This is a genomic window from Streptomyces spiroverticillatus (assembly GCA_014650415.1).
Taxonomy (GTDB): Bacteria; Actinomycetota; Actinomycetes; order Streptomycetales; family Streptomycetaceae; genus Streptomyces; species Streptomyces spiroverticillatus.
The window spans coordinates 347622-371586 of sequence record BMUX01000005.1 but is presented as its reverse complement, the minus strand read 5'-3'; the positions used below and the strand labels follow the sequence as shown (position 1 = coordinate 371586).

Annotated in this window: 28 protein-coding genes; 13 read left to right on the top strand and 15 right to left on the bottom strand. The window is 71.2% G+C overall.

Annotated elements, in window-relative coordinates:
- Window positions 1-104: 104 nt before the first annotated feature.
- From IE269_RS16325 to IE269_RS16310, 4 genes are all read right to left on the bottom strand, one after another.
- Complete coding sequence (locus tag IE269_RS16325; protein WP_189823880.1) at window positions 105-584, bottom strand: carboxymuconolactone decarboxylase family protein; 480 nt, start codon at window positions 582-584, stop codon at window positions 105-107.
- 5 nt (window positions 585-589) lie between these two features.
- A complete protein-coding gene (locus IE269_RS16320) occupies window positions 590-1669 on the bottom strand; it encodes an NAD(P)H-dependent amine dehydrogenase family protein (RefSeq protein ID WP_189823670.1) in 1080 nt (359 codons plus the stop codon).
- A gap of 179 nt (window positions 1670-1848) precedes the next feature.
- Window positions 1849-2166, bottom strand: a complete 318-nt coding sequence (locus tag IE269_RS16315; protein WP_189823669.1) for a hypothetical protein — start codon at window positions 2164-2166, stop codon at window positions 1849-1851.
- Between the two features lie 45 nt (window positions 2167-2211).
- Window positions 2212-2814, bottom strand: coding sequence for a TIGR03086 family metal-binding protein (locus IE269_RS16310; RefSeq protein ID WP_189823668.1), 603 nt, complete (start codon window positions 2812-2814; stop codon window positions 2212-2214).
- A 51-nt stretch (window positions 2815-2865) separates the two neighbouring features.
- On the opposite strand from IE269_RS16310, the gene IE269_RS16305 reads away from it, so the two are divergent.
- Complete coding sequence (locus tag IE269_RS16305; protein WP_189823667.1) at window positions 2866-3303, top strand: MarR family winged helix-turn-helix transcriptional regulator; 438 nt, start codon at window positions 2866-2868, stop codon at window positions 3301-3303.
- A gap of 10 nt (window positions 3304-3313) precedes the next feature.
- Here the strand turns inward: IE269_RS16305 and IE269_RS16300 are convergent, their stop codons facing one another.
- Window positions 3314-3745, bottom strand: a complete 432-nt coding sequence (locus tag IE269_RS16300; RefSeq protein WP_189823666.1) for a MarR family winged helix-turn-helix transcriptional regulator — start codon at window positions 3743-3745, stop codon at window positions 3314-3316.
- A gap of 206 nt (window positions 3746-3951) precedes the next feature.
- Between IE269_RS16300 and IE269_RS16295 the strand changes: the two genes are divergently transcribed.
- The 4 genes from IE269_RS16295 (at window position 3952) to IE269_RS16280 (ending at window position 8142) form a co-directional block, all read left to right on the top strand.
- On the top strand, window positions 3952-4509 hold the full coding sequence (locus IE269_RS16295) for a quercetin 2,3-dioxygenase (protein WP_189823665.1): 558 nt from the start codon (window positions 3952-3954) through the stop codon (window positions 4507-4509).
- Window positions 4506-5456: an alpha/beta hydrolase gene (locus IE269_RS16290; protein WP_189823664.1), complete on the top strand. Its 951-nt coding sequence runs from the start codon at window positions 4506-4508 to the stop codon at window positions 5454-5456. The genes IE269_RS16295 and IE269_RS16290 overlap by 4 nt, the downstream gene beginning before the upstream one ends.
- 104 nt (window positions 5457-5560) lie before the next feature.
- Window positions 5561-6772 carry a beta-ketoacyl-[acyl-carrier-protein] synthase family protein gene (locus IE269_RS16285; protein ID WP_189823663.1) on the top strand — a complete coding sequence of 404 codons (1212 nt, stop codon included), beginning with the start codon at window positions 5561-5563 and terminating at the stop codon, window positions 6770-6772.
- Window positions 6773-6885: 113 nt separating this feature from the next.
- Complete coding sequence (locus IE269_RS16280; RefSeq protein WP_189823662.1) at window positions 6886-8142, top strand: erythromycin esterase family protein; 1257 nt, start codon at window positions 6886-6888, stop codon at window positions 8140-8142.
- A 55-nt stretch (window positions 8143-8197) separates the two neighbouring features.
- On the opposite strand, the gene IE269_RS16275 is transcribed toward IE269_RS16280, so the two are convergent.
- On the bottom strand, window positions 8198-9820 hold the full coding sequence (locus IE269_RS16275) for an MFS transporter (protein WP_229897749.1): 1623 nt from the start codon (window positions 9818-9820) through the stop codon (window positions 8198-8200).
- Between the two features lie 126 nt (window positions 9821-9946).
- On the opposite strand from IE269_RS16275, the gene IE269_RS16270 reads away from it, so the two are divergent.
- A complete protein-coding gene (locus tag IE269_RS16270) occupies window positions 9947-10477 on the top strand; it encodes a MarR family winged helix-turn-helix transcriptional regulator (protein ID WP_189823661.1) in 531 nt (176 codons plus the stop codon).
- 43 nt (window positions 10478-10520) lie between these two features.
- On the opposite strand, the gene IE269_RS16265 is transcribed toward IE269_RS16270, so the two are convergent.
- The gene (locus tag IE269_RS16265; RefSeq protein WP_229897747.1) at window positions 10521-11006 is read right to left on the bottom strand and encodes a hypothetical protein; all 486 of its coding nucleotides are present in this window, start codon (window positions 11004-11006) and stop codon (window positions 10521-10523) included.
- Window positions 11007-11095: 89 nt separating this feature from the next.
- The gene (locus IE269_RS16260) at window positions 11096-11638 is read right to left on the bottom strand and encodes a pyridoxamine 5'-phosphate oxidase family protein (protein ID WP_189823659.1); all 543 of its coding nucleotides are present in this window, start codon (window positions 11636-11638) and stop codon (window positions 11096-11098) included.
- A 227-nt stretch (window positions 11639-11865) separates the two neighbouring features.
- Between IE269_RS16260 and IE269_RS16255 the strand changes: the two genes are divergently transcribed.
- Entirely contained in the window at window positions 11866-13086 is a 1221-nt protein-coding gene (locus tag IE269_RS16255) for a serine hydrolase domain-containing protein (protein WP_189823658.1), read from the top strand.
- Window positions 13087-13142: 56 nt separating this feature from the next.
- Here IE269_RS16255 and IE269_RS16250 read toward each other — a convergent pair whose 3' ends face one another.
- Both IE269_RS16250 and IE269_RS16245 read right to left on the bottom strand, forming a co-directional pair.
- Window positions 13143-13595, bottom strand: a complete 453-nt coding sequence (locus IE269_RS16250; RefSeq protein ID WP_189823878.1) for a nucleoside deaminase — start codon at window positions 13593-13595, stop codon at window positions 13143-13145.
- Between the two features lie 325 nt (window positions 13596-13920).
- Entirely contained in the window at window positions 13921-14334 is a 414-nt protein-coding gene (locus tag IE269_RS16245; protein ID WP_189823657.1) for a DUF5997 family protein, read from the bottom strand.
- Window positions 14335-14425: 91 nt separating this feature from the next.
- Between IE269_RS16245 and IE269_RS16240 the strand changes: the two genes are divergently transcribed.
- Window positions 14426-15217 (top strand): LysR family substrate-binding domain-containing protein, encoded by a 792-nt coding sequence (locus tag IE269_RS16240; protein WP_189823656.1) that lies wholly within the window; start codon window positions 14426-14428, stop codon window positions 15215-15217.
- A gap of 16 nt (window positions 15218-15233) precedes the next feature.
- Here the strand turns inward: IE269_RS16240 and IE269_RS16235 are convergent, their stop codons facing one another.
- Together IE269_RS16235 and IE269_RS16230 are read right to left on the bottom strand one after the other, a co-directional pair.
- Window positions 15234-16175 carry a M56 family metallopeptidase gene (locus tag IE269_RS16235; RefSeq protein WP_189823655.1) on the bottom strand — a complete coding sequence of 314 codons (942 nt, stop codon included), beginning with the start codon at window positions 16173-16175 and terminating at the stop codon, window positions 15234-15236.
- A 4-nt stretch (window positions 16176-16179) separates the two neighbouring features.
- Window positions 16180-16629: a BlaI/MecI/CopY family transcriptional regulator gene (locus IE269_RS16230; protein WP_189823654.1), complete on the bottom strand. Its 450-nt coding sequence runs from the start codon at window positions 16627-16629 to the stop codon at window positions 16180-16182.
- Window positions 16630-16822: 193 nt separating this feature from the next.
- On the opposite strand from IE269_RS16230, the gene IE269_RS16225 reads away from it, so the two are divergent.
- The 4 genes from IE269_RS16225 to IE269_RS16210 all read left to right on the top strand — a co-directional run bounded on the left by IE269_RS16225 (window position 16823) and on the right by IE269_RS16210 (window position 19379).
- Window positions 16823-17398, top strand: a complete 576-nt coding sequence (locus tag IE269_RS16225) for a TerD family protein (protein ID WP_189823653.1) — start codon at window positions 16823-16825, stop codon at window positions 17396-17398.
- 107 nt (window positions 17399-17505) lie between these two features.
- Window positions 17506-17730, top strand: coding sequence for a twin-arginine translocase TatA/TatE family subunit (gene tatA, locus IE269_RS16220; protein WP_189823652.1), 225 nt, complete (start codon window positions 17506-17508; stop codon window positions 17728-17730).
- A gap of 184 nt (window positions 17731-17914) precedes the next feature.
- Window positions 17915-19129 carry a cytochrome P450 gene (locus IE269_RS16215; protein ID WP_189823877.1) on the top strand — a complete coding sequence of 405 codons (1215 nt, stop codon included), beginning with the start codon at window positions 17915-17917 and terminating at the stop codon, window positions 19127-19129.
- Between the two features lie 4 nt (window positions 19130-19133).
- Entirely contained in the window at window positions 19134-19379 is a 246-nt protein-coding gene (locus IE269_RS16210; RefSeq protein ID WP_189823651.1) for a ferredoxin, read from the top strand.
- On the opposite strand, the gene IE269_RS16205 is transcribed toward IE269_RS16210, so the two are convergent.
- A complete protein-coding gene (locus IE269_RS16205; protein ID WP_229897746.1) occupies window positions 19371-19769 on the bottom strand; it encodes a hypothetical protein in 399 nt (132 codons plus the stop codon). The two genes, IE269_RS16210 and IE269_RS16205, sit on opposite strands and share 9 nt — an antisense overlap.
- A 179-nt stretch (window positions 19770-19948) precedes the next feature.
- Here IE269_RS16205 and IE269_RS16200 point away from each other — a divergent pair, with 179 nt between their 5' ends.
- Complete coding sequence (locus tag IE269_RS16200) at window positions 19949-20719, top strand: 2-phosphosulfolactate phosphatase (protein ID WP_189823649.1); 771 nt, start codon at window positions 19949-19951, stop codon at window positions 20717-20719.
- Window positions 20720-20723: 4 nt separating this feature from the next.
- Here IE269_RS16200 and IE269_RS16195 read toward each other — a convergent pair whose 3' ends face one another.
- The gene (locus IE269_RS16195; protein ID WP_189823648.1) at window positions 20724-21341 is read right to left on the bottom strand and encodes a DinB family protein; all 618 of its coding nucleotides are present in this window, start codon (window positions 21339-21341) and stop codon (window positions 20724-20726) included.
- A gap of 51 nt (window positions 21342-21392) precedes the next feature.
- Window positions 21393-23783 (bottom strand): ATP-binding cassette domain-containing protein, encoded by a 2391-nt coding sequence (locus IE269_RS16190; protein ID WP_189823647.1) that lies wholly within the window; start codon window positions 23781-23783, stop codon window positions 21393-21395.
- Window positions 23784-23965 lie beyond the last annotated feature (182 nt).

Genomic DNA, 23965 nt, shown 5'->3' with positions numbered 1-23965 from the left:
CTTCCCCCGCCACCTCCCGGCATCCCGCCGGCTCCGAGGCTCAGGGTAGAGGCATCCGCCCGGAATCCCGGACCCGCGACGGACCGGGCCCCGCGCCCTCGCTTTCAATGACCCGGCAGCACGCACCTCGCGTCCAGCCCCAGCACCCGGTTGAGCCGTCCGAAGGCCAGCCAGGAGCCGAGGGACATCGTCAACTCGACGATCTCCGCCTGCGCGTAGCTGCCCGTCATCCGCTCCCAGAACTCCTCGTCCAGGCCGTGGTGATCGAGCGCGTACCGCTCCGCGTACTCCGCCGCCAGCCGCGTCCGCACGTCCAGCGTCTCGGCAGTCCGCCAGTTCTCGACCGCCGCCGCGAACTCCTCCTCGACCTTTTCGCCGTCCCGGTCCGTCCGCCAGTCCAGGCAGAACAGACACCCGTTGACCTGCGCGATCCTCAGCCGCGCCGCCTCGAACTCGCGGAGCCCGAGCGTCGTGTGGGCGTACACGGCCAGCGAGAAGTTCGCCGCGGCGGGCCCGATGCCGGGCACCATGTCACCCCACACGTACTCGATCGGATTCTTGCCCTCCGGTACGTCGATCTCGATGCCGCTCACGCCGAACCCCTTCCCAGCCGCCCCCGCGCCGCACGCAGGGGCACGTCCAGTGCGTCGTAGATCCCGGCCGGTGCCCCGACCAGCCAGTCGATGGCATTCACCAGCCGCCCCACCGCCGTGGCGTTGCCACCCGCCGAACGGTTCTCGTCCTCGTCGCTCGCCTCGACCGTCACCTCGATCCGCGGCCGCCCCTCGACGATCACCCGGTGCGCGCCGGTCCCGTCGGGCGGCGAGGGCCAGTCGGGCGCGCAGGACGGGTGGATGCGCGTGATGTGCTCGATCACCAGCCTCGGCACACCGTCCACAATCCCCTGCACCTCGAACCGGACCGCTCCCTGCGTGCCCGCCGCGAACTCGCCCATGGTGCGCGTGGTGACGGTCCGCTCCAGCGGCCGCCGCTGCATCGTCTCCCGTATCTCCTCGATCTCGACCCCCAGCGCCCGCGCCATGAGCCGCAGTTGACCGCCCCAGATCATGGTCGGCACGGTCTCCAGCAGCATCGGCGCGACGTAGTCGAGCGGATGCCCCATGCCGATCAGGTCGCGGACCGACTCCTCCTGCTCGTACGTCGAGTAGTCGAAGATCTCCTGGCAGCGCACGGCGTCGAGCCTGCTCCCGAGCCCGCTGATGAGCAGCGGCAGCACGTCGTTGCCCCAGCCGGGGTCGACGCCGGAGACGAAGAGCGCACCGCCGCCCGCCTCGGCTGCTTCCTGGAGGGGTTTGAGCAGTTCGGGCGGGGCGCTCGGCGGATCGTAGAGGGCGTACAGCGCGGGCGTGACGACGACCGCTCCGGTACGGAGTGCCCGGGCGACGTCCGCGTGGGCGTCGTCGGGGCGCATGTCGCCGGAGGCGGCGTAGACGAGCGCGCGGGGCCGGGCGGCCAGCACGGAGTCGACGTCGTCGACCGCGCGCACCCCCAGCTCCCGCTCCAGTCCGGCGATGCGACCCGCGTCACGCCCGACCTTGGCCGGGTCGTGGACGAGTACGGCGGTGAGTTCCAGCTCCGGGTGTGCGTCGACGGCGCGGATGGCCGCGCGGCCGACGTTCCCCGTGCCCCAGACGACCGTGGGAATCATGCGGCGGAGGGTAGCGCGGGGGTGCGAAGGTTCCCATAGTCGTGCGGGGAGTGCTTCGGGCGGGAGAGCGCCGGGTGGGGAGAGCCCCGGCGGGGCACCTCACCTCCGGTGCGAACCGTTCACCCCAAGGCCCATCACCCTGCGGCCTCTCATCCTGCGCCCTCTCACCCCGCGGCCTCTCACTCCGTGTCGATCCCGGAAATCGCCGCGGGCCCCATCGGTGCCGCCTGCTCGTCGAGTCCCGCCGACCGCAGCGCCCTCTCGGCGATCCGGCGCGCCTCCAGCTCCGCCTCCCCGCTGGTCGCCGCCTGCACCTCCAGCCGGATGACGAACGTGGAGTTCTCCTCGTCCAGGCTCAGCCGGTCGAGGTCCTCCGCCTCGCCGAGCGCGGTGTGCCGGGGGTCCGCCGGGCTCAACTCGCGCAGCAGCACCGCCCGGGCGGCGGGCGTGAGCTTGTCGAGGAGCGTGCCGGGAAGGGTGACGACGTAGGTGGTCATTGTGGGCGCGTACCCGGTCAGCCCAGGATAAATCGGCTCGCAGGCTCAGAGATCACGGCCGGGGTCCCGCCCGAGGCGCGCCAGGATCTCGCCCAACGCCGTGCCGCCCGCCGACGAGTACGCGACCCCGGGCGCGAAGGCCGCACCCGGCGCCGTCCGGGCGTCCCCCTCGGGCACCTTCCGGGCCACGGCGAGCGCAGCGTCGAGCACCTCGGCCCCGAACTCCACCCCGCCCCCCAGGCTCCGGGCCACGTCCCACGCATGCACCACGTAGTCGACCAGATGGAAGCCCACCGCGCGCACCCCGGGAACGGGCCGCTCGGGGTCGATCTCCGGCAGCAGGAACGGCCGTCCGAGCACGCCCAGCTCCGCGAAGGCCGCCAGCACCCGCCCCGCCGCGGCCTCGTACGCCCCGACGGGATCGCTCGCGTCCGCCCGCGGCCGCCACACCTCCGCCCCGCCCTCTCCCCGCGCCGCCGCCGCGAACCCCTCGTGCTGCGCGGTCATGTGGGCCAGCAGGTCGCGCAGGGTCCACGCCGCGCACGGAGTCGGCCGGCCGAGATCCGCAGCGCGCACCCTCGACACCACCTCGAGGCTCACTCGTACGGCCTCGGCATCCCGCGCGATCAGCTCCCCATTCATACGCATGCGCTTACGATCCACCGCCGCCTACCATCTGTCAACGACTACCATGCGCCCATGACCGACGACCTCCGGAGCCGCGACCTCGCCGCCATGCTCCAGCCGCTGCTCAATTCCCTCGTCAAGGCGGAGCTGCCGGTCCTCGCCGCCCACGACCTCACCATGTGGGGCTATACGGTGCTGGGCGCACTCGGCGACGGCCCGGTGCGCACGCAGGCGGCGCTGTGCGAGGTCATCGGCGCGGACAAGACGCGCATCATCTCCACCCTGGACAAACTCCAGGAGGCCGGGCTGATCTCACGCCTGCCGGACCCGGCCGACCGCCGCGTACGGCTGCTGTCGATCACCGAGGAGGGACGCGAGGTGCTCCGTTCCGTACGTACGGAGATCCGTGCGGGCGAGGACCGCACGCTCGCCGCGCTCCCGGCCGCCGACCGCCGTGGCTTCCTGCGTGCGCTGAACACCTTGAGCGAGGAACTGCGCCCGCAGGCATAGGCGCCCACTCCTAGACCGGACTCCCCCAGTCCATTTCCAGTGCCGCCCGCAGCGCGGCGACCGCGTCCGCGCCGATCCGGTCCGCGAGTTCCCGCTCCAGCCGGGCGAGCACCGCCTCGGCCCTGCGGTGCGTGCGCTCGCCCTCCTCGGTCCGCCGGACCAGGCGCCGCCGGGCGGAGGCGGGGTCGGGGAGCTGTTCGAGCAGGCCGGCCGCGATCAGCCCGTGCACCGCCTGGTGGGCGGTCTGCCGGGTGACGCCCATGCGCCGGGCCAGCTCCGACACCGTCGTGCCGTCCTCGTCGAGTACGGCGAACAGCTGCACCTGCGTCGGCGACACGCGCGCGACGCCGGCCTCCTCCAGCGCGGCCAGCAGCCCTTCCTCGAACCAGCGCCGGGCATCGCTGAGCAGGTGCGGAAAGCTGTGGCGGCGGGTCGGGGGCATGGGCTGCGGCAATTCCTCGGGTAAGCGGCGTCCGAGCCGGGCTCGGGTGGGCTTGGGCTCGGGCGGACGCGGGCTCAGGTGGACGCGGGCGGGGACCGAAATCGTATCCGCGCCGACGAACTCCCTTCACACGGCTTGCCCCTCACCTCCCCTCTATGTCAGGCTGCCTGACATTCCATCGCCACCGGACGACGCAAGGGGTCCGCATGACCATCGAGTACGCCACCCGCTACCGCACCGCGTCCCGGATACCCGCCGACCCCACGAAGCCGTACTTCATCGAGAAGGGCGACGGCGACCGCGCGCACCTCTTCGGCGACCTGATCACGGTCTACGCGGGCGGCGAGCAGACCGAGAACACCTTCAACTTCTTCACCGTGGAAGGCCCGAAGGGCGACATCATCCCGGCACATGTGCACGCCGACACCCACGAGATCTTCTACGTCACACAGGGCGCGGTGCGCCTGTTCGTCGAGGACACCGAGGGCGTCCAGCAGGAGAAACTGCTCACGCCGGGCGACTTCGGCTTCGTACCGAAGAACTGCGCACACGCGTACCGCATGGAGCGCCACCACAGCCAGGTCGTCGGTGTCGCGGCGGGTCCCGGTGGCACCTTCGAGCGGTTCTTCGAGACGCTCGGCGCTCCGGCCGACGCGCTCGGCCTGCCGCGCGAGCCGGTGGTCCCGGAGCCGCACAAGTTCGGCAGCGTGCCGGAGCAGTTCGACGTGCGCTTCCTTCGGGAGCACGAGTGGCGGACCCGGTGACACCGACTCCGCCCGCACAGAAATCGACTCCGCCCGCACAGAAGTCGTCCGTACGGGAACCCTCCGTACGGGACCTGATCGCCGCCCCGCACCCCGATCACGCCCCACTGCCCGGAATCCCTTCCTCCGTACGGCAGTTGCGCGGTGTCCCGTACGCCGAGGTCCCCGGCGGCCGCCCCCTCGAACTCGACCTCTGGCTCCCCGAGACGCCCTCCCCCGCACCCCTCGTCCTCTTCGTCCACGGCGGCGCGTGGCGGCGCGGGCGGCGCGACGACATGGGATTCCGGACGCGCGGCTGGTCCCCGGGCCCCTTCGCCCGCATCGCGGCGGCGGGCTTCGCGGTGGCCTGCGCGGACTACCGGCTGAGCGGCGAGGCCACGTTCCCCGCCCCGCTCGACGACCTGCACGCCGCGCTGCGCTGGCTCACTCTGCGCGGGACGGAGTTGGGCGTCGACCCGGGCCGGACGGTGGTGTGGGGGGAGTCGGCGGGCGGCCACCTCGCCTCACTGCTGGCCCTCACCGCGCCGGGGCTCGCGGGGGCGGTGGTCTGGTACGGCCCGAGCGACCTGACTTCGCCGCGCGGCCCCTTCACCCGGGAGAACCCGGCAACTCCCGAAGCACTCCTGCTCGGCGGCGCCCCGACCAAGCTCCCGGGCCGCGCCCGCGAGGCGAGCCCCCTCTTCCTCGTGCATCCCGCCGCCCCGCCCTTCCTCCTGATCCACGGCGAGGCGGACACGATGGTCGACTGCTCGCACAGCACGTCCCTGGCGGCGGCCCTGCGCGAAACATCGCGCTCCCCCGTCGACCTCTGGACGGTCCCGCACGCCGACCACGGCTGGCACGGCGTACCGGACACGACGGTGGAGGCCGTCTTCGACCACTCCCTGGCCTTCGCAGGCAATTGTCTGCACTCAACAAATCCCGAGCCGCCGAATCAACACCCCTGACACCCATCCGCCCGCCCTCTCCTTGACAGACTCCTGTGAGCCACACGGGCGATCTCGCATCCCGTGTGTACGAAGCGAACAAGACGATGTCGAGGGAGCACAGCATGGACGACCAGGTGTGGGTGACCGGAATCGGGGCGATGACCCCACTGGGCGCGGACGCGGAGTCGACCTGGGCGGGCATGCTGGCGGGCCGTTCGGGGGTCCGCGCCCTGACGGAGGACTGGGCCGAGGACTCGCCCGTACGGATAGCGGCCACGCTGACCGAGGACCCGGCCGCACTCCTGCCGCGTCCGGAGGCCCGGAAGCTGGACCGGGGCGAGCAGTTGGCGCTGCTGGTCGCGCGGGAGGCGTGGCGGGACGCGGGTGCGCCGGAGGTGGAGCCCGAACGGCTGGCGGTGGTGATCGGCACCGGAACGGGCGGCGTTCTGACCACGCTCGGCCAGGACGACGTGTTCGAGCGGTCCGGCCCCCGAAGGCTCTCCCCCTTCACCGTCCCGATGCTGATGCCGAACGGACCCGCCGCGTGGGTCAGCATGGACCTGGGCGCGAAGGGCGGGGCCCGGACCCCGGTCAGCGCGTGCGCGTCGGGGGCCGAAGCCCTCTCCATGGGCCTCGACCTGATCAGGGCGGGCCGGGCGGACGTCGTCGTCGCGGGCGGCACGGAGGCCTGCGTGCACCCCTTCACCCTCGCCGCCTTCGCCCAGATGAAGGCGCTCTCCCCCCACTCCGCCGACCCGGAGACGGTCTCCCGCCCCTTCGACGTGGACCGCAGCGGCTTCGTGATGGGCGAGGGAGCCGCCGTCACGGTCCTCGAACGCGCCGACTTCGCACGGGCCCGCCGCAACCCCCGTACGTACGGAACGCTGGCGGGCAGCGCGGTGACCTCCAGCGCGCAGCACATCACTGCCTCGGACCCGGCCGGCCAGATCCAGGCCATCCAGGCCGCCCTGCGCGACGCGTACATCTCCCCCACCAGCATCGGCCACATCCACGCCCACGCCACCTCCACCGCATCCGGCGACCTGGCAGAGGCGGAAGCGATCCGCACCGCAATCGGCACGCACGCCTCCGTCACGGCGACAAAGTCCATGACCGGCCACATGCTGGGCGCCTCCGGAACGGTGGGCGCCCTCTCCGCCCTCCTCTCCCTCCGCGACGGCCTGGCCCCGGCGGTCCGCAACCTCGACCGCCTCGACCCCCGAATCGACCTGGACGTCATCCAGAACACCCCGAGGAAGGGCCCCTGGAAAGCCGCCCTCGCCAACTCCTTCGGCTTCGGCGGCCACAACGTGGCCCTGATCTTCACGCCCTGATCCTCACGACCTGACCAGCCCCCCGCCGCGCGAGCGCCCCCCGGCACCTACTTCGCGCCACCCCCTCGCAGCCCTTCTCCACATGCTCACCGGGACGACTACCGTCCCGTGGCATGCCTCTCCCCTCCCCCGACCCGACGACCGCCTCGCTGGCCCGCGCGGCCGTCCCTCTCCGCTCCCTGTCCGCCGACGCGCCCACCACCGACCTCCAGCCCCTGCGCCAGGTCCTCGACGGCGTACGGATCATCGGCCTCGGCGAGGCCACGCACGGCACCCGCGAGTTCTTCCGACTGAAGCACCGCCTACTGGCGTTCCTCGTGCGCGAGTTGGGCTGCACCGCGCTCGCCATGGAGGCCAGCGAGTCCGCCGCCCCCGCCGTGGACGCGTATGTCCGGTCCGGCGTCGGCAGCGCGGAACAGGCCGTCGCCGGGCTCGGTTTCTGGACCTGGCAGACCCGCGAAGTCCTGGCCATGGTCGAGTGGATGCGCACGTACAACAGACAACGGCCCGCATCCGAACGGGTCCGCTTCCTCGGCATCGACCCGCAGAAGTGCGGCCCCTCCCTCACCGCACTCGACACCCTCCTCGGCCGCCTCCCCGCCCCGGAACGGAACCGCGCCACCGCCCTGCTCGCCCCTCTGCACACCCTCGCCACCGCACACCCCGGCTCACAGCCCGACCCCGAACGACAACTGGTACGCGGGGCCGAGGAACTGTCCCGCCTCCTCACTCCGTACGGTTCCGACGCCGCGCGGCACGCCCGCAATCTGGTCCGGGCCGCCGACCTCGTCACCCGCCCCCGGCAGCACACCGACCCCGAGCAGACCGTCTTCGCCGTCCGCGACCGGTACATGGCCGACGCCCTGGAGGCCGAGCCCTCCGCGAAGATCGCCCTCTGGGCCCACAACGGCCACATCGGCACCACCCATCACGGCGGCGGCGCACTCCGCCCCCTCGGCAGCCACCTCCGCGACCGCCACGGCGACGCCTACTACGCCCTGGCCCTCCTCTTCGGCAGCGGCGCCTTCCGCGCCCGCCGCACCCTGCCGGGCCCCTGGCAAAACCGCCGTGCCCGGACCCGTGACGCGAAAGTCCCCTCCCACCGGATCGGCCCGCCCGCACCCAACACCGTCGAGGCCCAACTCGCCTCGGCCACCCCCACCGACCACTTCCTGGACCTGCGCACGGCCCCCGAACCGGTCCGGGCATGGGCCGCCGTCCCCCACCCCCACCGCAGCTTCGGTGCGATGGTCCCCCGCTGGACCTACCACCTGCACCACACCCCGGTCACCCTGACCGCCACCTACGACGGCCTCGCCTACATCGCCGCCTCATCCCCGTCCGAGCCCTTCCCCCACCCCACGGCATGACCCCCGCCCGGCCCAGGTGGGCCGGGCGGGGGTCATGCCGTCCGCCCGCGTCCGCTCAGGCGGTCTCCGCCACCACTTCCGGGGCCGTGCGTGCCGCAGTGCTCGCGGCGACCTTGCGGCCCTCCCCCGACGGCCTGCGCACGCCGATGAAGATCACGGTGATCGCGGCGGCGACCAGCAGGCCCACCCCGCCGATCGTGGTGCAGACGTGCAGCGCACCGCTGAAACTGGTGCCGAACGCGTCCAGCGCCCGCCCGGTCGCCCCGGCGTCCAGGCCGAGGTGTCCCGCTGCACCGAGGCCCTGCGAGGTCACGGCGTCGACCACGTACCGCTGGTCGGCGGCGTTCAGCCCTGCTGCGGCGAGGTTGCCGGGCAGGGAGTTCACGGTGTGGCTGGTGAGGACGACGCCGAAGACGGCGGGGCCCAGCGCGCCGCCGACCTGGCGCAGGGTGTTGCTGCCCGCTCCGGCCATGCCCGCCAGGTGGTGCGGGACGCTGCTCACGGCGATCGCGGTGATGGGCGTCATCACGAAGGAGAACCCGGCGCCGATGACCGCGAGGATCACGATCACCGTGCCCGCACCGGTGTCCGCCTGAAGGGTGTTGAGCCAGAACGTGCCCGCCGCCGTGACCACGAGCCCCGCGGCCAGGATCAGTCCGGGCGCCACGCGGCCCATGAGCCGGCCCACGACCGGGCCCAGGATCACCGCGAATCCGTTGAGCGCGAGGAAGCGCCAGCCGATCTCCAGGGCCGACAGGTGCTGGACCGTACCGAAGAACAGGCTGAGCGCGAAGACCAGTCCGACCTGCGCGAACAGCGCCAGCATGATGACGGCGCCCGCGCCGCTGAAGGCACGCGAGCGGAACAGCCGCATGGACAGCATCGGCGAGGCCGACCGCAGTTCGACGGCGACGAAGGCGACCAGTCCGACGGCCGCGACGACGAACGCGGTCACGACCGTGGTGTCGCCCCAGCCCGCCGCACCGCCCTCGATGACGCCGTACACGAGTGCGGCGATGGCGACGACCGCCGCGATCTGGCCCGGGATGTCGATGGCGCGGCCGTGCGCGGCGCGCGAGTCCTCCAGCAGGAGGGCGCCCGCGACGAGGCCGGCCACGGCGACGACCAGGCCCGGCAGGAACACCCAGGGCCAGCTCGCCGCTTCCAGGATCGTCCCGCTGACCAACGGGCCGAGCGACATGCCGAGGCCCAGGGTCGCCACCCAGGCGGCGACGGCCTTGGCACGGGTCCGGAAGTCCGGGTGGACGTGGCTGATCAGCGCCAGCGTCGAGGTGAGCAGCGCGGCGGCACCGACTCCGGAGAGCGCCTGGCCCACCCAGACCTGCGGGGAACTGTTCGCGGTGAGGCTGACCGTGGAACCGACGGCGAAGAAGGCCAGGCCCGCCAGGTACACCTTCTTGCGGCCGTAGAGGTCGCCGAGCAGGCCGAAGGTGAGGATGAACGCCGCCGTCGTCAGGATGAAGGCGTCGGTGATCCACTGGAGATCGGTGGTGGAGGCCCCCAGCCCGCGCTGGATGCTGGGCAGCGAGACGGCGACTCCGCCGATCGGGATGTACGACGCGAAGACCCCCAGGCAGGCGAGCGCCACCGTCATGGCGGGCCGCGCGGCCGCGGGGGGTGTGGGGGGTGTAGCGGGAGGGGCGGGTGTCGCGGACACGGGTGTGCCTTCTTTCTCATTCGCAGTGCTGCGACATTATCAGGACTACTGATAACTCATTCGCAGCACTGCGAAGGGGATGGGTCACGGCTAGGATCGACAGCACGTCACCCGAGGAGCACACCCATGCCGGCAGCAGACCAGACCCCCGCCCCACCTGCGGATCCCCCCGTGATCCCGTGGCAGCAGACGCTGCACCACGCACTGTGGAAGGCCAGTCAGTCCATGCACCGGACCCTCAACGACGGGCTCTCCGGACTGGGTCTCACCTGCAATCAGCTCGCCCTCGCCGCGATCCTCCAGCAGCACGCCCCCCTCTCGGCGGCGGACCTCGCCCGCAGCCAGGGCCTCACCCCGCAGACCGTGAACACGACGCTCGCCCAGGTCGACCGCCTCGGCTGGATCACCCGCAGACCCCACCCCGTGCACAAGCGCGTCGTCCTGTTGGAGCTGACGGAGCAGGGGCACGAAGGGGTACGGCAGGGGCGGGCCATCGTCGACGCCGAGGTCGCCCGCATGTCCGCCGCCGTGGGCGACGCGGCGGCGGCCGACGCCTTCGTCGCCGCCCTGCGCCGCATCTCCGACGAGCTCGACGGCACGGACACGGCAGGCACGTCCTGCACGGTGCCGGTCAGCCTCTGGCCGGAACGGAAGTGACGGCACGACAGCGAGCGGGCCTCGTACGAGTCGGCTCCCCGCCCTAGAAGGAGCCGCCCCCGAAGTACACGTTCCGCTGCTCCCGGGGCTGTTCCCCCTGTACGTACGCCGCGTCCGACCGCTCCTCGGGCGCCGACCGGCCCGCGAGGTCCCGCAGCCGGTCCAGACCCGCCAGCACGTCGGTACGGTTCTCGGCGCGCTTCATCCAGTGCGGAAGCCGCGGAATCATCGCCCCCGTCGAGCTCGACGAACCCCGCTCCCGCAGCTGCGCGCCGACGTACCCGGCCAGCACACCCACATGCTCCTCGTTGTACGCCCACAACACCCGCCCCGCGCACCGCGTCTGCAACCACAACGGCCGCCCGAAGCACGGATCCTCGGTGCCGCCCATGGTCACCCCGACCAGCGCCCGCCCCACCAACGGGGCCTCCCAGCCGGCCGTCGCCCCGCACCCGGCGGCGCAGACCAGCCGACGCGGCATGAACAGCGGGTCGGTGCAGTACCTGCGGGCCGGCAGACCGGGACGCATGACCACCGTTGCGCGTCCCCCGCACCTCGGGCACACCACGTACAGCGGATCGGACAGCTCCGCCAGCCACCACCCGCGATCCCGGTGCCTCACACCACCCACACGCCCTCCCGCATGAGATGCCTCCCGCGCAGCTCGTGCTCCTCGTGCCACGCCTGCACTGCCCGGGGCACCACACGGTAGTACGCGTAGGGCCTGGCCGAACCGGCCGACCGGCGCGGGTCCCAGCCCCAGCGCGCGACGAACGCGTCCGCCGCCTCGGTCGGCACCTCCTCCGCACCGAAGCTCTCCACCGTCCCGTCGATCAGCACCACGTCCCGGGTGTGCCCGAACGCCAGCCGGACAAGGCCGCTCTCGTGCAGGTTCCGCCCGGTGGGGTTGGTCGTGCGGGTCGCCAGCCAGAGCGCCTCCCCGTCCCACCGGAACCACAGCGGCACCAGATACGGGACGCCGTCCCCGTCGGCGGTGGCGACCCAGATGTCCGTCTCCCGCTCCAGACGGGCGAGTACGTCCTGCTTCCGCTGCTCGGGGGTGCGGGGAACGACGACGGGTTCCGCGGATTCCGCCGGATCCGCCGATTCCACAGGCTCTGCGGGCTGTTGCGACTCTGCGGGCTGCTCGATGACCTTCATGCCCATGACGCTATGCGCCGATGCCGCCCCGCACCTCGGCCCCCGGTCCCGGACCGCCGTACCGCTGGATCTAGGACCGAGGCTTGGTGCACCTGACCCCACCACGCCGGGGGGCTACCCCCCAACCGGATGCGCCTGCTGACCGTATGGGCCGGTAGATCTTGAACGGAGAGTCTGGAGGAGTCCGGCCGCCAACTGCGGCCCCGCACACCTCGAAGGCGTTCTCCATGACGGTACGTTCCCCGCAGCACCCCGCACGCACCCCGTCCGCCTCCGGCCGCCGACGCAAAATCGTCGCCGTGGCCGCGCTCGCCGCCGCACTCACCGTGGGCAGCACCCTGCCCGCATCGGCGGCCCCCGCAGCCGCTTCCGTCTCCGCCTCCTCCGCGTCCGACACCCGGAACTCGACGTTCAGCCAGGGCCTGCGCGATCTCGTCCGGAAGGACAAGTACCCGGCCGTCCTCGCCTCCACCGTCGACCGCGACGGCCGCACCCGCAACTACGCCTTCGGCACAGGGGACTTGAAGACCGGAGCCCCCGCCCCCGTCGACGGCCGGGTGAGAGCGGGCAGCAACACCAAGACCTTCACCGCTGTCGTCGTCCTGCAACTCGTCGGCGAGGGCAAGGTCGACCTGGACGCCCCCATCGAGGACTACCTCCCCGGCCTGGTACGCGGTGACGGCATCGACGGTCACAACATCAAGATCCGCCAACTCCTCAACCACACCAGCGGCCTGCCCAACTACACCGAATACATCCTCGACGACATCCTGGGCAAGGACCGTCACACCTACTTCCAGCCCCGCACGCTCCTCGACATCGCGCTGAAGCACAAGGCCCTGTTCGCACCGGGCACTGACTGGGCGTACAACAACACCAACTACGTGCTCGCCGGCCTGCTGATCGAGAAGGTCACCGGACGGCCTCTCGCCGAGCAGATCCACCACCGCGTCATCGACCGCCTGGGGCTGCGGAACACGTACTTCCCGGCCGTGGGCGAGGAACGCATCCGCGGCAAGCACCCCAAGGCGTACCACGCGGCGAAGCCGGGGGCGCCGCTGGTGGACTTCACCGAGCTCGACCCCTCGTGGGGCTGGGCAGCGGGCCAGATCGTCTCGACCCCCAGCGACCTGAACCGCTTCTTCGGCGCACTCTTCGACGGCAAACTGCTGAAGCCCGCGCAGCTGAAGCAGCTGCGCACAACCGTCCCGGTGCCCGAAAAGTGGGGCGGCAAGGGCGTGCGCTACGGGCTCGGCGTGATGCGTACGCCGCTGAGCTGCGGCGGCGCGATCTGGGGCCACGGCGGCGACATCCCGGGCCATGCCACCCGCATCGGCATCACGGACGACGGCCGGGCGGCCTCCCTCGCCCTCACGGCCAACATGCCGCCGACGCAGGACGGCCCGGCCAACGCGCTGAAGGTGCTGGACGCGGCGTTCTGCCAGTAACAAAAGAGGGGGTGGGGTACGCCCCGTACCCCACCCCCTCCCCCTCACACCGGACGTCAGTAGTCGACGCGGTCCGACTTCGCCAGCCACGCCTCGAACGGCTCGTTCCGGTTCGCCACGTCGAGGCGCTCGATCGTCGCGGGCCACAGCTCCTTGGACCGCTTCTCGAACAGGTCGTAGAACTTCCGGTCGTCGAAACCGGCCACGGCCGCGTCGTCACGGTCGGCCGCGAAGACGATCCGGTCGACGCGCGCCCACAGCGCGGAGGACAGACACATCGGGCACGGCTCGCAGGAGGTGACCAGCACACAGCCTTCCAGCGAGAAGGTGTTCAGCTCCTTGCAGGCGGCGCGCATCGCGCTGACCTCGGCGTGCGCGGTCGGGTCCAGGTTCGCGGTCACCTGGTTGTTGCCGAGCGCGACGATCTCGCCGTCCTTGGCGACGAGCGCGCCGAAGGGGCCGCCGCCGTTCGCCACGCTGGTGGTGGCGATGCGGATCGCCTCGTCCATCCAAGTGCGCTCCAGCTCCTGGATGCTCTTCTCTTCGGCGTACGCGGTCACAATGACTCCCCTTCGTTGTTCACCTTGTGTGAGGGAGTACACAGGCAACCGGGGGTCCGCAGCGAGGGGTAAAAGACATGAAAACCCGGCAGGCTCAGCCCCCCGCTTCGTAGACTCCTACAAGCCCCACCTCTGGGACGTAACCCCTGGTGAGCACTGTGCAGGTACGTACGGGACGTGCGCCGCCGCCCCTCAGGCAGGCTTCGCGGCCCGCAGCGAAGAGACCTGCGGAACACGCTGTCCCGCCGGACCGGACGTCCCGGGAGAAGCCCCGCTACTTCGACTTCTCGGCCTTCTCGGCCTTCATCTCCTTGATCCGCACGGTCTCCTTGCGGACCTCGTTCTGCGTGGCGCGCTCCTTCTGGAGCCACTCCGGGTTCTCGTCCTTCAGCGCGTCGATCTGCTCGGTGGTGAGCGCCTCGGTGACACCGCCACGGGCGAGGCCGGAGATGGAGACGCCGAGCTTGTTGGCGACGACGGGACGGGGGTGCGGGCCGTTGGCGCGCAGGTCCTGGAGCCACTGGGGCGGGTCGGCCTGGAGCGCGGTCAGCTCGGCACGCGAAACCGCGCCCTCCTGGAACTCTGCGGGGGTGGCTTCGAGGTACACACCCAGCTTCTTCGCCGCGGTGGCGGGCTTCATGGTCTGGGTGTTCTGGTGCGACGTCATGGTGTCAAGGGTATCGAGCATGTGCCCTACCGCTGACCACACGCAGGCGCCCTGCCGCCGACCGCACGGCTGCCGTGGGTGCTCCCCGGTGGCTGCCGGTAACCTGACCCGCGTGACAGGCTCGGAAGCACCCTCCCCCATCTCCCCCTCGTTCCGGCTCGCGTACGTCCCGGGCGTGACCCCCACCAAGTGGGTGCGGATCTGGAACGAGCGGCTGACCGACGTCCCGCTGACCCTGGTCGCGGCGCCCCCGGCCGAGGTGTTCGACGTCCTGCGCGAGGGCGGCGCGGACGCCGGTTTCGTACGCCTCCCGGTCGACCGTACGGACCTGGCCGCGATCCCCCTGTACACGGAGACGACGGTCGTCGTGATCCCCAAGGACCACGTCATCGCGGCCGTCGAGGAGATCACCGCCGACGACCTCGCCGACGAGCTGGTCCTGCACCCCCTCGACGACACCCTGGACTGGGAGCAGCCCCCGGGCGTGCCCGCCAAGGAGCGTCCGGCCACCACCGCCGACGCGATCGAGCTGGTGGCGGCGGGTGTGGGCGTCCTGATCGTGCCGCAGTCCCTGGCCCGTCTCCACCACCGCAAGGACCTGACGTACCGGACGATCACGGGCACCCCGGAGTCCCGGGTGGCCCTGTCCTGGGCCCAGACCGACTCCGGCGAGCCGACCGAGCTGGTGGAGCACTTCATCGGGATCGTACGAGGCCGTACGGTCAACAGCACCCGAGGCCCGGCCCTCCCCAAGAACACCCCCGACGCCAAGAGCGCCAAGAAGCGCGCCGACAAGCCGAAGCAGACTCCCCGCAAGCCCGCCGCCAAGCCGAAGCCCGGCGGCGGCCGGGCCGTCGCCAAGAGCAACCGCAACTCCCCCAAGCGCGGCAAGCCCCGCCGCTGACCGACCACCGGCCGGGTCAGCCGAAGGTGGCCGCCTCCAGCACGACGTAGAGCCCGACGGCCGCGTTGAGCGCGGACAGGGTGGAGGCGGCCGTACCGGCAGCGGCCACCAGGGCGGCGACGCCGGCCGAGGTGAGGGCAGGGGGCCACCCGTTGGCGGGCGGCAGCGGGCCGAGCAGGGCCGCGACCCGGCGCGGCACCGGTCCGGGTTCCGCGAAGGCCGCCAGACCGGGGAAGACCGCGCCGCGCCCCTTGCGGGAGACCAGCGCCGCCTTGCCGACCGCGCGCGCCGTCGCCCGGCGGTCCCCCGTCGCACGGGCCGCCTCCTCGTCGGCCCAGCGCTCGGTGCAGTAGCCGACGACCCGGTGCAGGGGCCGCAGCAGGGGGTTGGCGCAGCCCGCCAGCCGGACCGCCAGGAGAAGGCGGTGGTGGCGTCCGGCGAGATGGGCGCGCTCGTGGGCGAGCAGGGCATGGCGTTCGGTGTCGGTGAGGGCGGCGAGCATGCCGGTGGAGACGAGGATGCGCCCCTGCGTACCGGGCAGTGCATAGGCGTACGGCTGGTCGTCGGGCAGTACGGCGACCTCGGACGCGGTGCCGAGCCCGGCCAGGACGCGGTGTGCGCGAGACCGGTACCGGTAGTGCCGGTACAGGGTGTAGGCGCAGGTCAGCAGGACGAGCGCGAGCGCGCCGATGGATGCCTTGCCCGCGATCTCGTCGTACGGGACGGCCGCGCGCACCTCGGGGTCGGACCAGCTGTCGGGCAGCGGGTTCCCGGGGAGCTGGGCGGTGCCGACGACCACGAGGAGGCCGAGGCAGACGGTGCTGCACGTGGCGAGGATCGCGGCGACGGCGGTCAGCAGGCGGGCGGCGGTGCGCGGGTGGAGGTGCTGTTCGGCGAGGCGGGCGATGGGCAGGGCGGTGAGCGGCAGGATCAGCGGCAGGTAGACGAAGACGCCCATGGTGTCAGCGCCCCGGACCCCGGTCCGGGCCGTCGCCGGGCGCCTCCGACTCGTACAGCAGGGTCCGCAACAGCCGTTCGTCGTCCGGGGAGAGCGCCGAGACGAAGCTGGAGAGCACGGCGTCGCGGTCGTCCTCCCGGTCGAGCAGCTTGCGCATGCGCAGCGCGACCAGCCCCGCCCCGTCGGCGACGGGCGTCCACGCGAAGGAACGGCCGACCCGGCTGCGGGTCACCGCACCCTTGTCGTACAGCCTGGTGAGGATGGTGATGACGGTGGTGTACGCGAGCGAGCCGCCGAGCCTCTCCTGCACCCAGGCCGCGGTCACCGGCTCCGGTGCCTCCCCGAGCACGGCGAGCACCTGGGCCTCCAACTCGCCCTGCCCGCGCCTGCGTTCGCGTGGGCTGCCGTTCCGGTCGGCATTCCGCGTCCCGTCCGGCTCTGTCCCGTCCGTCATTCCGGCATCCCCTTCGGTTCGTCTTCCCGCCATCCGGTGAGCGGCTGATCGCCGTACGGACGCCGGAGCATCGTACGCGGCGCCGCGTACCCGGACACTGAACTTCTACAGTGTTGTAGATTCAACTCCGGATTCGGAATTCTGCCCTGCACGCCACGCGGAGCGGCGTCAGGCACTCGGGAAGGGAAACGACATGGGTGTGAGCCTCGCCAAGGGCGGCAACGTCTCGCTGAGCAAGGAGGCCCCGGGCCTGTCCGCCATCGTGGTGGGCCTGGGCTGGGACGTACGGACGACCACGGGCGCCGACTACGACCTCGACGCGAGCGCACTGCTGGTCGACGAGGCCGGGAAGGTCCTCTCCGACCAGCACTTCGTCTTCTTCAACAACTTGAAGAGCCCGGAGGGTTCGGTCGAGCACACCGGCGACAACCTCACCGGTGAGGGCGAGGGCGACGACGAGTCGATCAAGGTCGATCTGGCCGCCGTGCCCGCCCAGGTGGCGCGCATCGTCTTCCCCGTCTCCATCCACGACGCCCAGAGCCGCGGACAGAGCTTCGGCCAGGTCCGGGGCGCCTTCATCCGCGTGGTGAACCAGGCGGGCGGTGCGGAGATCGCCCGTTACGACCTCAGCGAGGACGCGGCGACGGAGACCGCGATGGTCTTCGGCGAGCTGTACCGCAACGGCGCCGAGTGGAAGTTCCGCGCGGTCGGCCAGGGTTACGCGAGCGGACTGGCCGGAATCGCCTCGGACTTCGGCGTCAACGTCTGACCCAGGGGGCGCCCCGGAAGACTCCGGAACGGCTCTACGCTCCCAACGGGGCGCGGGCAACCTGCCCGCGCCCCGCAGCAACAGCCCCTTCAACGGAACGGACACCGATGTTCGGCATCAGCGAGCTCGCCATCCTTCTGATCGTCCTCGTCCTGGTCTTCGGCGCGAAGAAGCTGCCGGAACTCGCCCGCAACGCGGGCAAGGCCGCCCGCATCCTCAAGAGCGAGGCGAAGGCGATGAAGAAGGACGACACCGCCTCCGCGCCCCCGCCGTCGAAGACCTCTGACGCCTTCCGGGTCCGCCCCGGTGGAGGCTCGACCGACACCCCCTGACCTGCCGTTCCCCACCTGAGCACACCCTCAAGGAGCCAACTCGACACAGGCTTGCGCCACGAACCCCTTGCAGTGACGCCACACTGGTGCCATTCTGGTGCCACCAGTGAGGTCCACCTCTGTTGTCGCTCTGGAGGAATTCGTGCAGCACGAAACGTCGACCACGTCCGCAGCCGCCTGCCCCATGTCGTCGCGCCCCTCGTCGCCCCCGGTCGAGCCGGTGCCCCACATCCCCACCGGCCGCGACACGGGCTGCCCCTTCGACCCCACCGCCGAGATGACCGCCCTGCGCGAGCGCGACCCGCTGGTTCGGCTGGCCTTCCCCGACGGCCACGTCGGCTGGCTGGCCACGGGGTACGAGACGGTCCGGGCGGTGTTCGCCGACTCCCGCTTCAGCTCCCGATACGAGCTGATGCACTACCCCTTCGCCGACATCGGCGAACTGCCGCCCGCCCCGGCAGGCGACATGACCGGGATGGACGCCCCCGAGCACACCCGCTTCCGGAAGCTGCTCATGGGCAAGTTCACGGTCCGCCGGATGCGGGAACTCACCGCGCGCGTCGAGGAGATCACCGCCGAACAACTGGACGCGATGGCGCAGGCCGACGGGCCGGTGGACCTGGTCGAGGCATTCGCCCAGCCGATACCGGCCCTGATGATCTGCGAGCTGCTGGGAGTCCCCTCCACCGACCGCGACTTCTTCCAGCGGTGCGCGTTGCAGCTGACCTCGATCGTCTCCGACCAGCAGGCTCAGTACGAGGCGATGACCGCGCTCGGGGACTACATGCACAAACTGGTCCTCGCCAAGCGGGCCGAGCCCACCGACGATCTCCTCGGCGACCTGACCTCCAGCGACCTCACCGACGAGGAACTCACCGGCGTCGGCAGCTTCCTGCTCGGCGCCGGACTCGAAACGACCGCGAACATGCTGGCCCTGGGCACGTACGCGCTGCTCCGCCACCCGGACCAGTTCGCCGCCCTGCGCGACGACCCGGCCCTCGCCCCACAGGCGGTCGAGGAGCTGATGCGCTACCTGACCATCACGCACACGGGCGCCAAGACGGCTCTCGAGGACGTCGAACTGAACGGCAAGCTGATCAAGGCCGGCGAGACCGTCGTCCTGTCCATGGAGACCGCCAACCGCGACCCCCTGCGCTTCCCCGACCCCGACACCCTCGACCTGCACCGCAAGGCCACCGGCCATGTGGGCTTCGGCCACGGCATCCACCAGTGCCTGGGCCAGCAACTGGCCCGCGTGGAAATGCAGGTGGCCCTGCCCGCCCTGCTCACCCGGTTCCCGACCCTGCGGCTGGCGGCCCCCGAGGAGGAGATCCCGCTGCGTACGAACCAGACCATCTTCGGCGTGCACAGCCTCCCCGTCACCTGGGACGAGGTGTAAGGCGATGTCACCTTGGACTCCGGACCGCCCCAAGGACTCCACCACCGACGAGTGGCAGGTACGGGCCTCCCGCGACCGGTGCATCGGCTCCGGAATGTGCGCACTGACCGCGCCGGGGGTGTTCGACCAGGACCCCGAGGAAGGCTTGGTCGAGATCCTGCGCCCCAGGCTGCCGAGGACCGACCCCGACGCGGATGCCGCCCGTGAGGCCGTCGGCATCTGCCCCGCCGAAGCCATCGGCCTACGCTGACGACCGCTCACCCGGTCGCGGCCCGGGCGGCACCAGCAATTCCGCCCGGGCCCGGCCCCAGATAACGGCGGGATCCGACACCTCGGAACCCCAACTGCGGGACGTCAGCGCGCCCTTCTCCCGGTACGCCCGCATGATCTCGACGTGCGGCGGCCAGCCGACGAACCCGTGCAGCGCGGCCTCGTCACGCCAGACGGCCACGGCCCCGCACCGGCGGGCACCGGGCAGCGCCCAGAGCCACATCCCGTACGCCCCGTCCAACTCCCGCCAGCGCGAGCCCAGTCGACGCCCCTCGCGGTAGACCGGGAGCAGATCCCGTCCCCGGTGAAGCACGAAGTCCGTGACGCTCACCAGGACCGGACCGCCCCCGCCGCACTCCGGTCCCGACACCCAGGCCGACCTCACCAATTTAGTAAGCATGCACATACGATCTGCTTGTGCTTATCATTTGTCAACGGGAGACAGGGACCGAGGGACTGAAGGACCGAAGAACTGCATAGGGGCGAAGCACGTCACCGTCCGGTTCCTCCGCCCCGTCCCCTCCTCACCGAGTGACAGGATGGCCGGTCATGGACACCTGGTTTCAGCAGACGGACCACGGCATACGTTTCGACTGGGGCCCCACGGGTGCCGAACGGCTGGCAGCCGGCGGGGTGCGCTGCCTGGTCGTCGTGGACGTCCTGTCCTTCACCACGGCGGTGAGCGTCGCGGTGGAGGCGGGCACCCGGGTCTTCCCGTACCGCTGGCGCGACGAGACCGCCGCTCCCTACGCCGCCTCACACGAGGCGGACCTCGCCGTCGGACGCCGCATGGCCTCGCCGTCCTCCCCCTGGTCGCTCTCCCCCGCCGCCCTCAGACGCGCCCCGTTCACCCCGAGGCTGGTCCTCCCCTCCCCCAACGGCTCGGCCATCGCCGCGGCGGCGGGCGACTCCCCCGTCGTCGCCGCCTGTCTGCGGAACGCCACCGCCGTGGGCCGGTGGCTGGCCTCCCGGGGTTACGGCAGGCCGGACCGCCCCGTCGGGGTGGTCGCAGCGGGCGAACGCTGGCCGGACGGCAGTCTCCGCCCCGCCCTGGAGGACCTCCTGGGCGCAGGAGCCGTACTGGCCGCCCTGCGGGAGGCCTCCGGCGCCGGGCAGCCCGCCTTGTCGCCGGAGGCCACCGCTGCCGCAGCGACGTACACCGCGACCACCGACGTGCCCGCCTCCCTCGCCGCCTGCGCCTCCGGCAGGGAACTCGCCGGAGACGGCTTCCCCGAGGACGTCGCGGTGGCAAGCGAACTGGACGCCTCGACCGTGGTCCCCGTACTGCACGAGGAAGCTTTCACCGCCGCGACGGACTGACCCCCTACTTCCCGGGAGCCTCTCCCGCCGCCTGCGCCGCCTCCCGAGCCACCCCCTCCAGTCGCTCCACGTGCTTCGCCCACGAAATCCTCTCGGCCGGGGGCAGGTTCTCGTTGCCCTCCAAAAGTCCCGCGGTTCCGTCGATCGTTTCCCGGACGATGTCCGCATGCCCGGCATGCCGGTTGGTCTCGGCGAGCATGTGGATCAGGACGCGGTGCAGCGAGACTTCCTTGCGGTCCTCGGGCCAGTACGGGACACGGCCGATGGCGTCCCACTCCAGCGCCTCGATCGTGGCGTCCGCGTGCGCGCACGCCTTGCGGTAGAGGCCGACGACGAAGGCGCGGGACTCGTCGGCGGTGGCCCACATGTCCACGGTGGGGTCGCCGTCGAAGTCCTGCAGCCACGGCATCGCCTCAGCGGTGAACGGCCGCCCGAAAGTGTCGCCGAAGTACCCGACCTCGCAACCCGCCAGGTGCTTGAGCAGACCCAGCAGGTTGGTTCCGGTCGGGGTCAGGGGACGACGGACGTCGTACTCCGAGAGCCCTTCGGCCTTCCAAAGCAGCGCCTCCCGTGCGGACTTGAGGTACTGGTGCAGGTCCCTCTTGAGGTCGGTCCCGGTCATGTGCCCCACCATCCCATCCCCCACTGACATCCGGCATCCGCGAGAACCCGCTCAGCCGCCGATGTACTCGGCGAGATGTTCGCCCGTCAACGTGGACCGGGCGGCGACCAGTTCGGCGGGGGTTCCCTCGAAGACGATCTGCCCGCCGTCGTGGCCGGCACCGGGCCCGAGGTCGATGATCCAGTCCGCGTGGGCCATGACCGCCTGGTGGTGTTCCACGACGATGACCGACTTGCCCGCTTCGACGAGCCGGTCGAGCAGGCCGAGCAACTGCTCGACGTCGGCGAGATGCAGGCCCGCCGTCGGCTCGTCGAGGACGTAGACGCCGCCCTTCTCCGACATGTGCGTGGCCAGCTTGAGCCTCTGCCGTTCGCCGCCGGACAGGGTGGTCAGCGGCTGGCCGAGGCTGATGTACCCGAGTCCGACGTCGGTGAGCCGGTCCAGGATGCGGTGCGCGGCAGGCGTGCTCGCCTCCCCCGAGCCGAAGAACTCCTCGGCCTGCGCCACGGACATCGCCAGCACCTCGCTGATGTCTCGGCCGCCGAGCTTGTACTCCAGTACCGACGCCTGGAACCGCTTGCCCTCGCACTCCTCGCAGGGGGTGGAGACGCTCGCCATCATCCCCAGGTCGGTGTAGATGACGCCGATGCCGTTGCACACCGGGCAGGCACCTTCGGAGTTGGCGCTGAACAGCGCCGGCTTCACTCCGTTGACCTTCGCGAAGGCCTTACGGATCGGATCGAGCAGCCCCGTGTACGTCGCCGGGTTGCTCCGCCGCGAACCACGGATCGGGCTCTGGTCGATCGACACCACCCCCTCCCCCGCCGGGATCGACCCGTGCACCAGGGAGCTCTTGCCGGACCCTGCCACACCGGTGACGACGGTGAGCACGCCGAGCGGGATGTCCACGTCGACGTCACGCAGGTTGTGCGTCGACGCTCCGCGGATCTCCAGCTTCCCGGTGGGCTTGCGCACCTCCGCCTTGAGCGATGCCCGGTCGTCGAAGTGGCGGCCGGTGACGGTCCCGCCGGTCCGCAGCCCCTCGACGGTGCCCTCGAAGCAGACGGTGCCGCCCTCGGTACCCGCACCGGGGCCGAGGTCGACGATGTGGTCGGCGATCACGATCGTCTCCGGCTTGTGCTCCACGACGAGCACGGTGTTGCCCTTGTCGCGCAGCCGCAGCAGCAGGTCGTTCATCCGCTCGATGTCGTGGGGGTGCAGACCGATGGTGGGCTCGTCGAAGACGTAGGTGACATCGGTCAGCGAGGAGCCGAGATGGCGGATCATCTTGACGCGCTGCGCCTCGCCGCCCGAGAGAGTGCCCGCGGGCCGGTCGAGCGCGAGGTAGCCGAGCCCGATCTCCACGAACGAGTCCAGGGTGTGCTGCAAGGCGGCCAACAGGGGTGCCACGGAGGGCTCCTTGAGACCTCGGACCCACTCGGCCAGGTCCCTGATCTCCATGGCGCAGGCGTCGGCGATGCTGATCTTCTTGATCTTCGAGGACCTGGCCAGTTCGCTGAGCCGGGTGCCGTCGCACTCGGGACAGGTGGTGAAAGTGACCGCCCGGTCCACGAAGTCGCGGATGTGCGGCTGCATCGCTTCCCGGTCCTTGGACAGGAACGACTTCTGGATCTTGGGGATCAGCCCTTCGTAGGTGAGGTTGACTCCCTCGACCTTCACCTTGACCGGTTCGTGGTACAGGAAGTCCTGCAACTCCTTCTTGGTGTACTTGCGGATCGGCTTGTCCGGGTCGAGGAGGCCCGACTCGGCGTAGACCCGCACGGTGAAGAAGCTGTCGGACTTCCACCCGGGGATGGTGAAAGCACCCTCGGCCAGCGACTTCGTGTCGTCGTAGAGCTGGGTGAGGTCGATGTCCGAGACCGCGCCCCGGCCTTCGCACCGGGTGCACATGCCGCCGGTCCGGTTGAAGGTCGCCTTGACCGTCTTCTTGGCGCCCTTCTCGACGGTGATCGCCCCGCTCGCCCTCACGGAGGCGACGTTGAAGGCGAAAGCGCTGGGCGAACCGATGTGAGGCTTCCCGAGCCGGCTGAAGAGGATGCGCAGCATCGCATTGGCGTCCGTGGCAGTGCCCACGGTCGAGCGGGGATCGGACCCCATGCGCTGCTGGTCGACGATGATCGCGGTGGTCAGCCCGTCGAGCACGTCGACCTCGGGCCGGGCCTGCGTCGGCATGAAGCCCTGCACGAAGGCGCTGTACGTCTCGTTGATCAGCCGCTGCGACTCGGCGGCGATCGTGGCGAACACCAGCGAGCTCTTGCCCGACCCGGAGACCCCGGTGAACACCGTCAGCCGACGCTTGGGAATCTCGACGCTGACGTCCTTGAGGTTGTTCTCACGCGCCCCGTGCACACGGATCAGGTCATGGCTGTCGGCGACGTGCGGCACGGACGATCCCGCGTCCGCCCTCTTGGCCCTGCTCATCGTGGTGCCTCCCTGTGTGCTGCGGGCCGCCTTCGCACTCTTCGAGGACGTCGCCCAACTCGATTCGCCCGGCTCCGAGCAACACGGACGCCTCCCCATTCTGAATGCGGAACACGTCAACGGCCGGTTCTTTCCCCCAACGGCGACGTCGGCACCGGTCGCCGTGTGCCCGCGGCCCGCAG

Bases quoted from the DNA above. Each gene is read 5' to 3' on its own strand.
- IE269_RS16320 (WP_189823670.1), bottom strand. From the start codon at position 1,669: ATGATTCCCACGGTCGTCTGGGGCACGGGGAACGTCGGCCGCGCGGCC.
- IE269_RS16315 (WP_189823669.1), bottom strand. From the start codon at position 2,166: ATGACCACCTACGTCGTCACCCTTCCCGGCACGCTCCTCGACAAGCTC.
- IE269_RS16310 (WP_189823668.1), bottom strand. From the start codon at position 2,814: ATGCGTATGAATGGGGAGCTGATCGCGCGGGATGCCGAGGCCGTACGA.
- IE269_RS16305 (WP_189823667.1), top strand. From the start codon at position 2,866: ATGACCGACGACCTCCGGAGCCGCGACCTCGCCGCCATGCTCCAGCCG.
- IE269_RS16300 (WP_189823666.1), bottom strand. From the start codon at position 3,745: ATGCCCCCGACCCGCCGCCACAGCTTTCCGCACCTGCTCAGCGATGCC.
- IE269_RS16295 (WP_189823665.1), top strand. From the start codon at position 3,952: ATGACCATCGAGTACGCCACCCGCTACCGCACCGCGTCCCGGATACCC.
- IE269_RS16285 (WP_189823663.1), top strand. From the start codon at position 5,561: ATGGACGACCAGGTGTGGGTGACCGGAATCGGGGCGATGACCCCACTG.
- IE269_RS16280 (WP_189823662.1), top strand. From the start codon at position 6,886: ATGCCTCTCCCCTCCCCCGACCCGACGACCGCCTCGCTGGCCCGCGCG.
- IE269_RS16270 (WP_189823661.1), top strand. From the start codon at position 9,947: ATGCCGGCAGCAGACCAGACCCCCGCCCCACCTGCGGATCCCCCCGTG.
- IE269_RS16265 (WP_229897747.1), bottom strand. From the start codon at position 11,006: ATGCGTCCCGGTCTGCCGGCCCGCAGGTACTGCACCGACCCGCTGTTC.
- IE269_RS16260 (WP_189823659.1), bottom strand. From the start codon at position 11,638: ATGAAGGTCATCGAGCAGCCCGCAGAGTCGCAACAGCCCGCAGAGCCT.
- IE269_RS16255 (WP_189823658.1), top strand. From the start codon at position 11,866: ATGACGGTACGTTCCCCGCAGCACCCCGCACGCACCCCGTCCGCCTCC.
- IE269_RS16250 (WP_189823878.1), bottom strand. From the start codon at position 13,595: ATGGACGAGGCGATCCGCATCGCCACCACCAGCGTGGCGAACGGCGGC.
- IE269_RS16245 (WP_189823657.1), bottom strand. From the start codon at position 14,334: ATGCTCGATACCCTTGACACCATGACGTCGCACCAGAACACCCAGACC.
- IE269_RS16235 (WP_189823655.1), bottom strand. From the start codon at position 16,175: ATGGGCGTCTTCGTCTACCTGCCGCTGATCCTGCCGCTCACCGCCCTG.
- IE269_RS16230 (WP_189823654.1), bottom strand. From the start codon at position 16,629: ATGACGGACGGGACAGAGCCGGACGGGACGCGGAATGCCGACCGGAAC.
- IE269_RS16225 (WP_189823653.1), top strand. From the start codon at position 16,823: ATGGGTGTGAGCCTCGCCAAGGGCGGCAACGTCTCGCTGAGCAAGGAG.
- tatA (WP_189823652.1), top strand. From the start codon at position 17,506: ATGTTCGGCATCAGCGAGCTCGCCATCCTTCTGATCGTCCTCGTCCTG.
- IE269_RS16215 (WP_189823877.1), top strand. From the start codon at position 17,915: ATGTCGTCGCGCCCCTCGTCGCCCCCGGTCGAGCCGGTGCCCCACATC.
- IE269_RS16210 (WP_189823651.1), top strand. From the start codon at position 19,134: ATGTCACCTTGGACTCCGGACCGCCCCAAGGACTCCACCACCGACGAG.
- IE269_RS16200 (WP_189823649.1), top strand. From the start codon at position 19,949: ATGGACACCTGGTTTCAGCAGACGGACCACGGCATACGTTTCGACTGG.
- IE269_RS16195 (WP_189823648.1), bottom strand. From the start codon at position 21,341: ATGACCGGGACCGACCTCAAGAGGGACCTGCACCAGTACCTCAAGTCC.
- IE269_RS16190 (WP_189823647.1), bottom strand. From the start codon at position 23,783: ATGAGCAGGGCCAAGAGGGCGGACGCGGGATCGTCCGTGCCGCACGTC.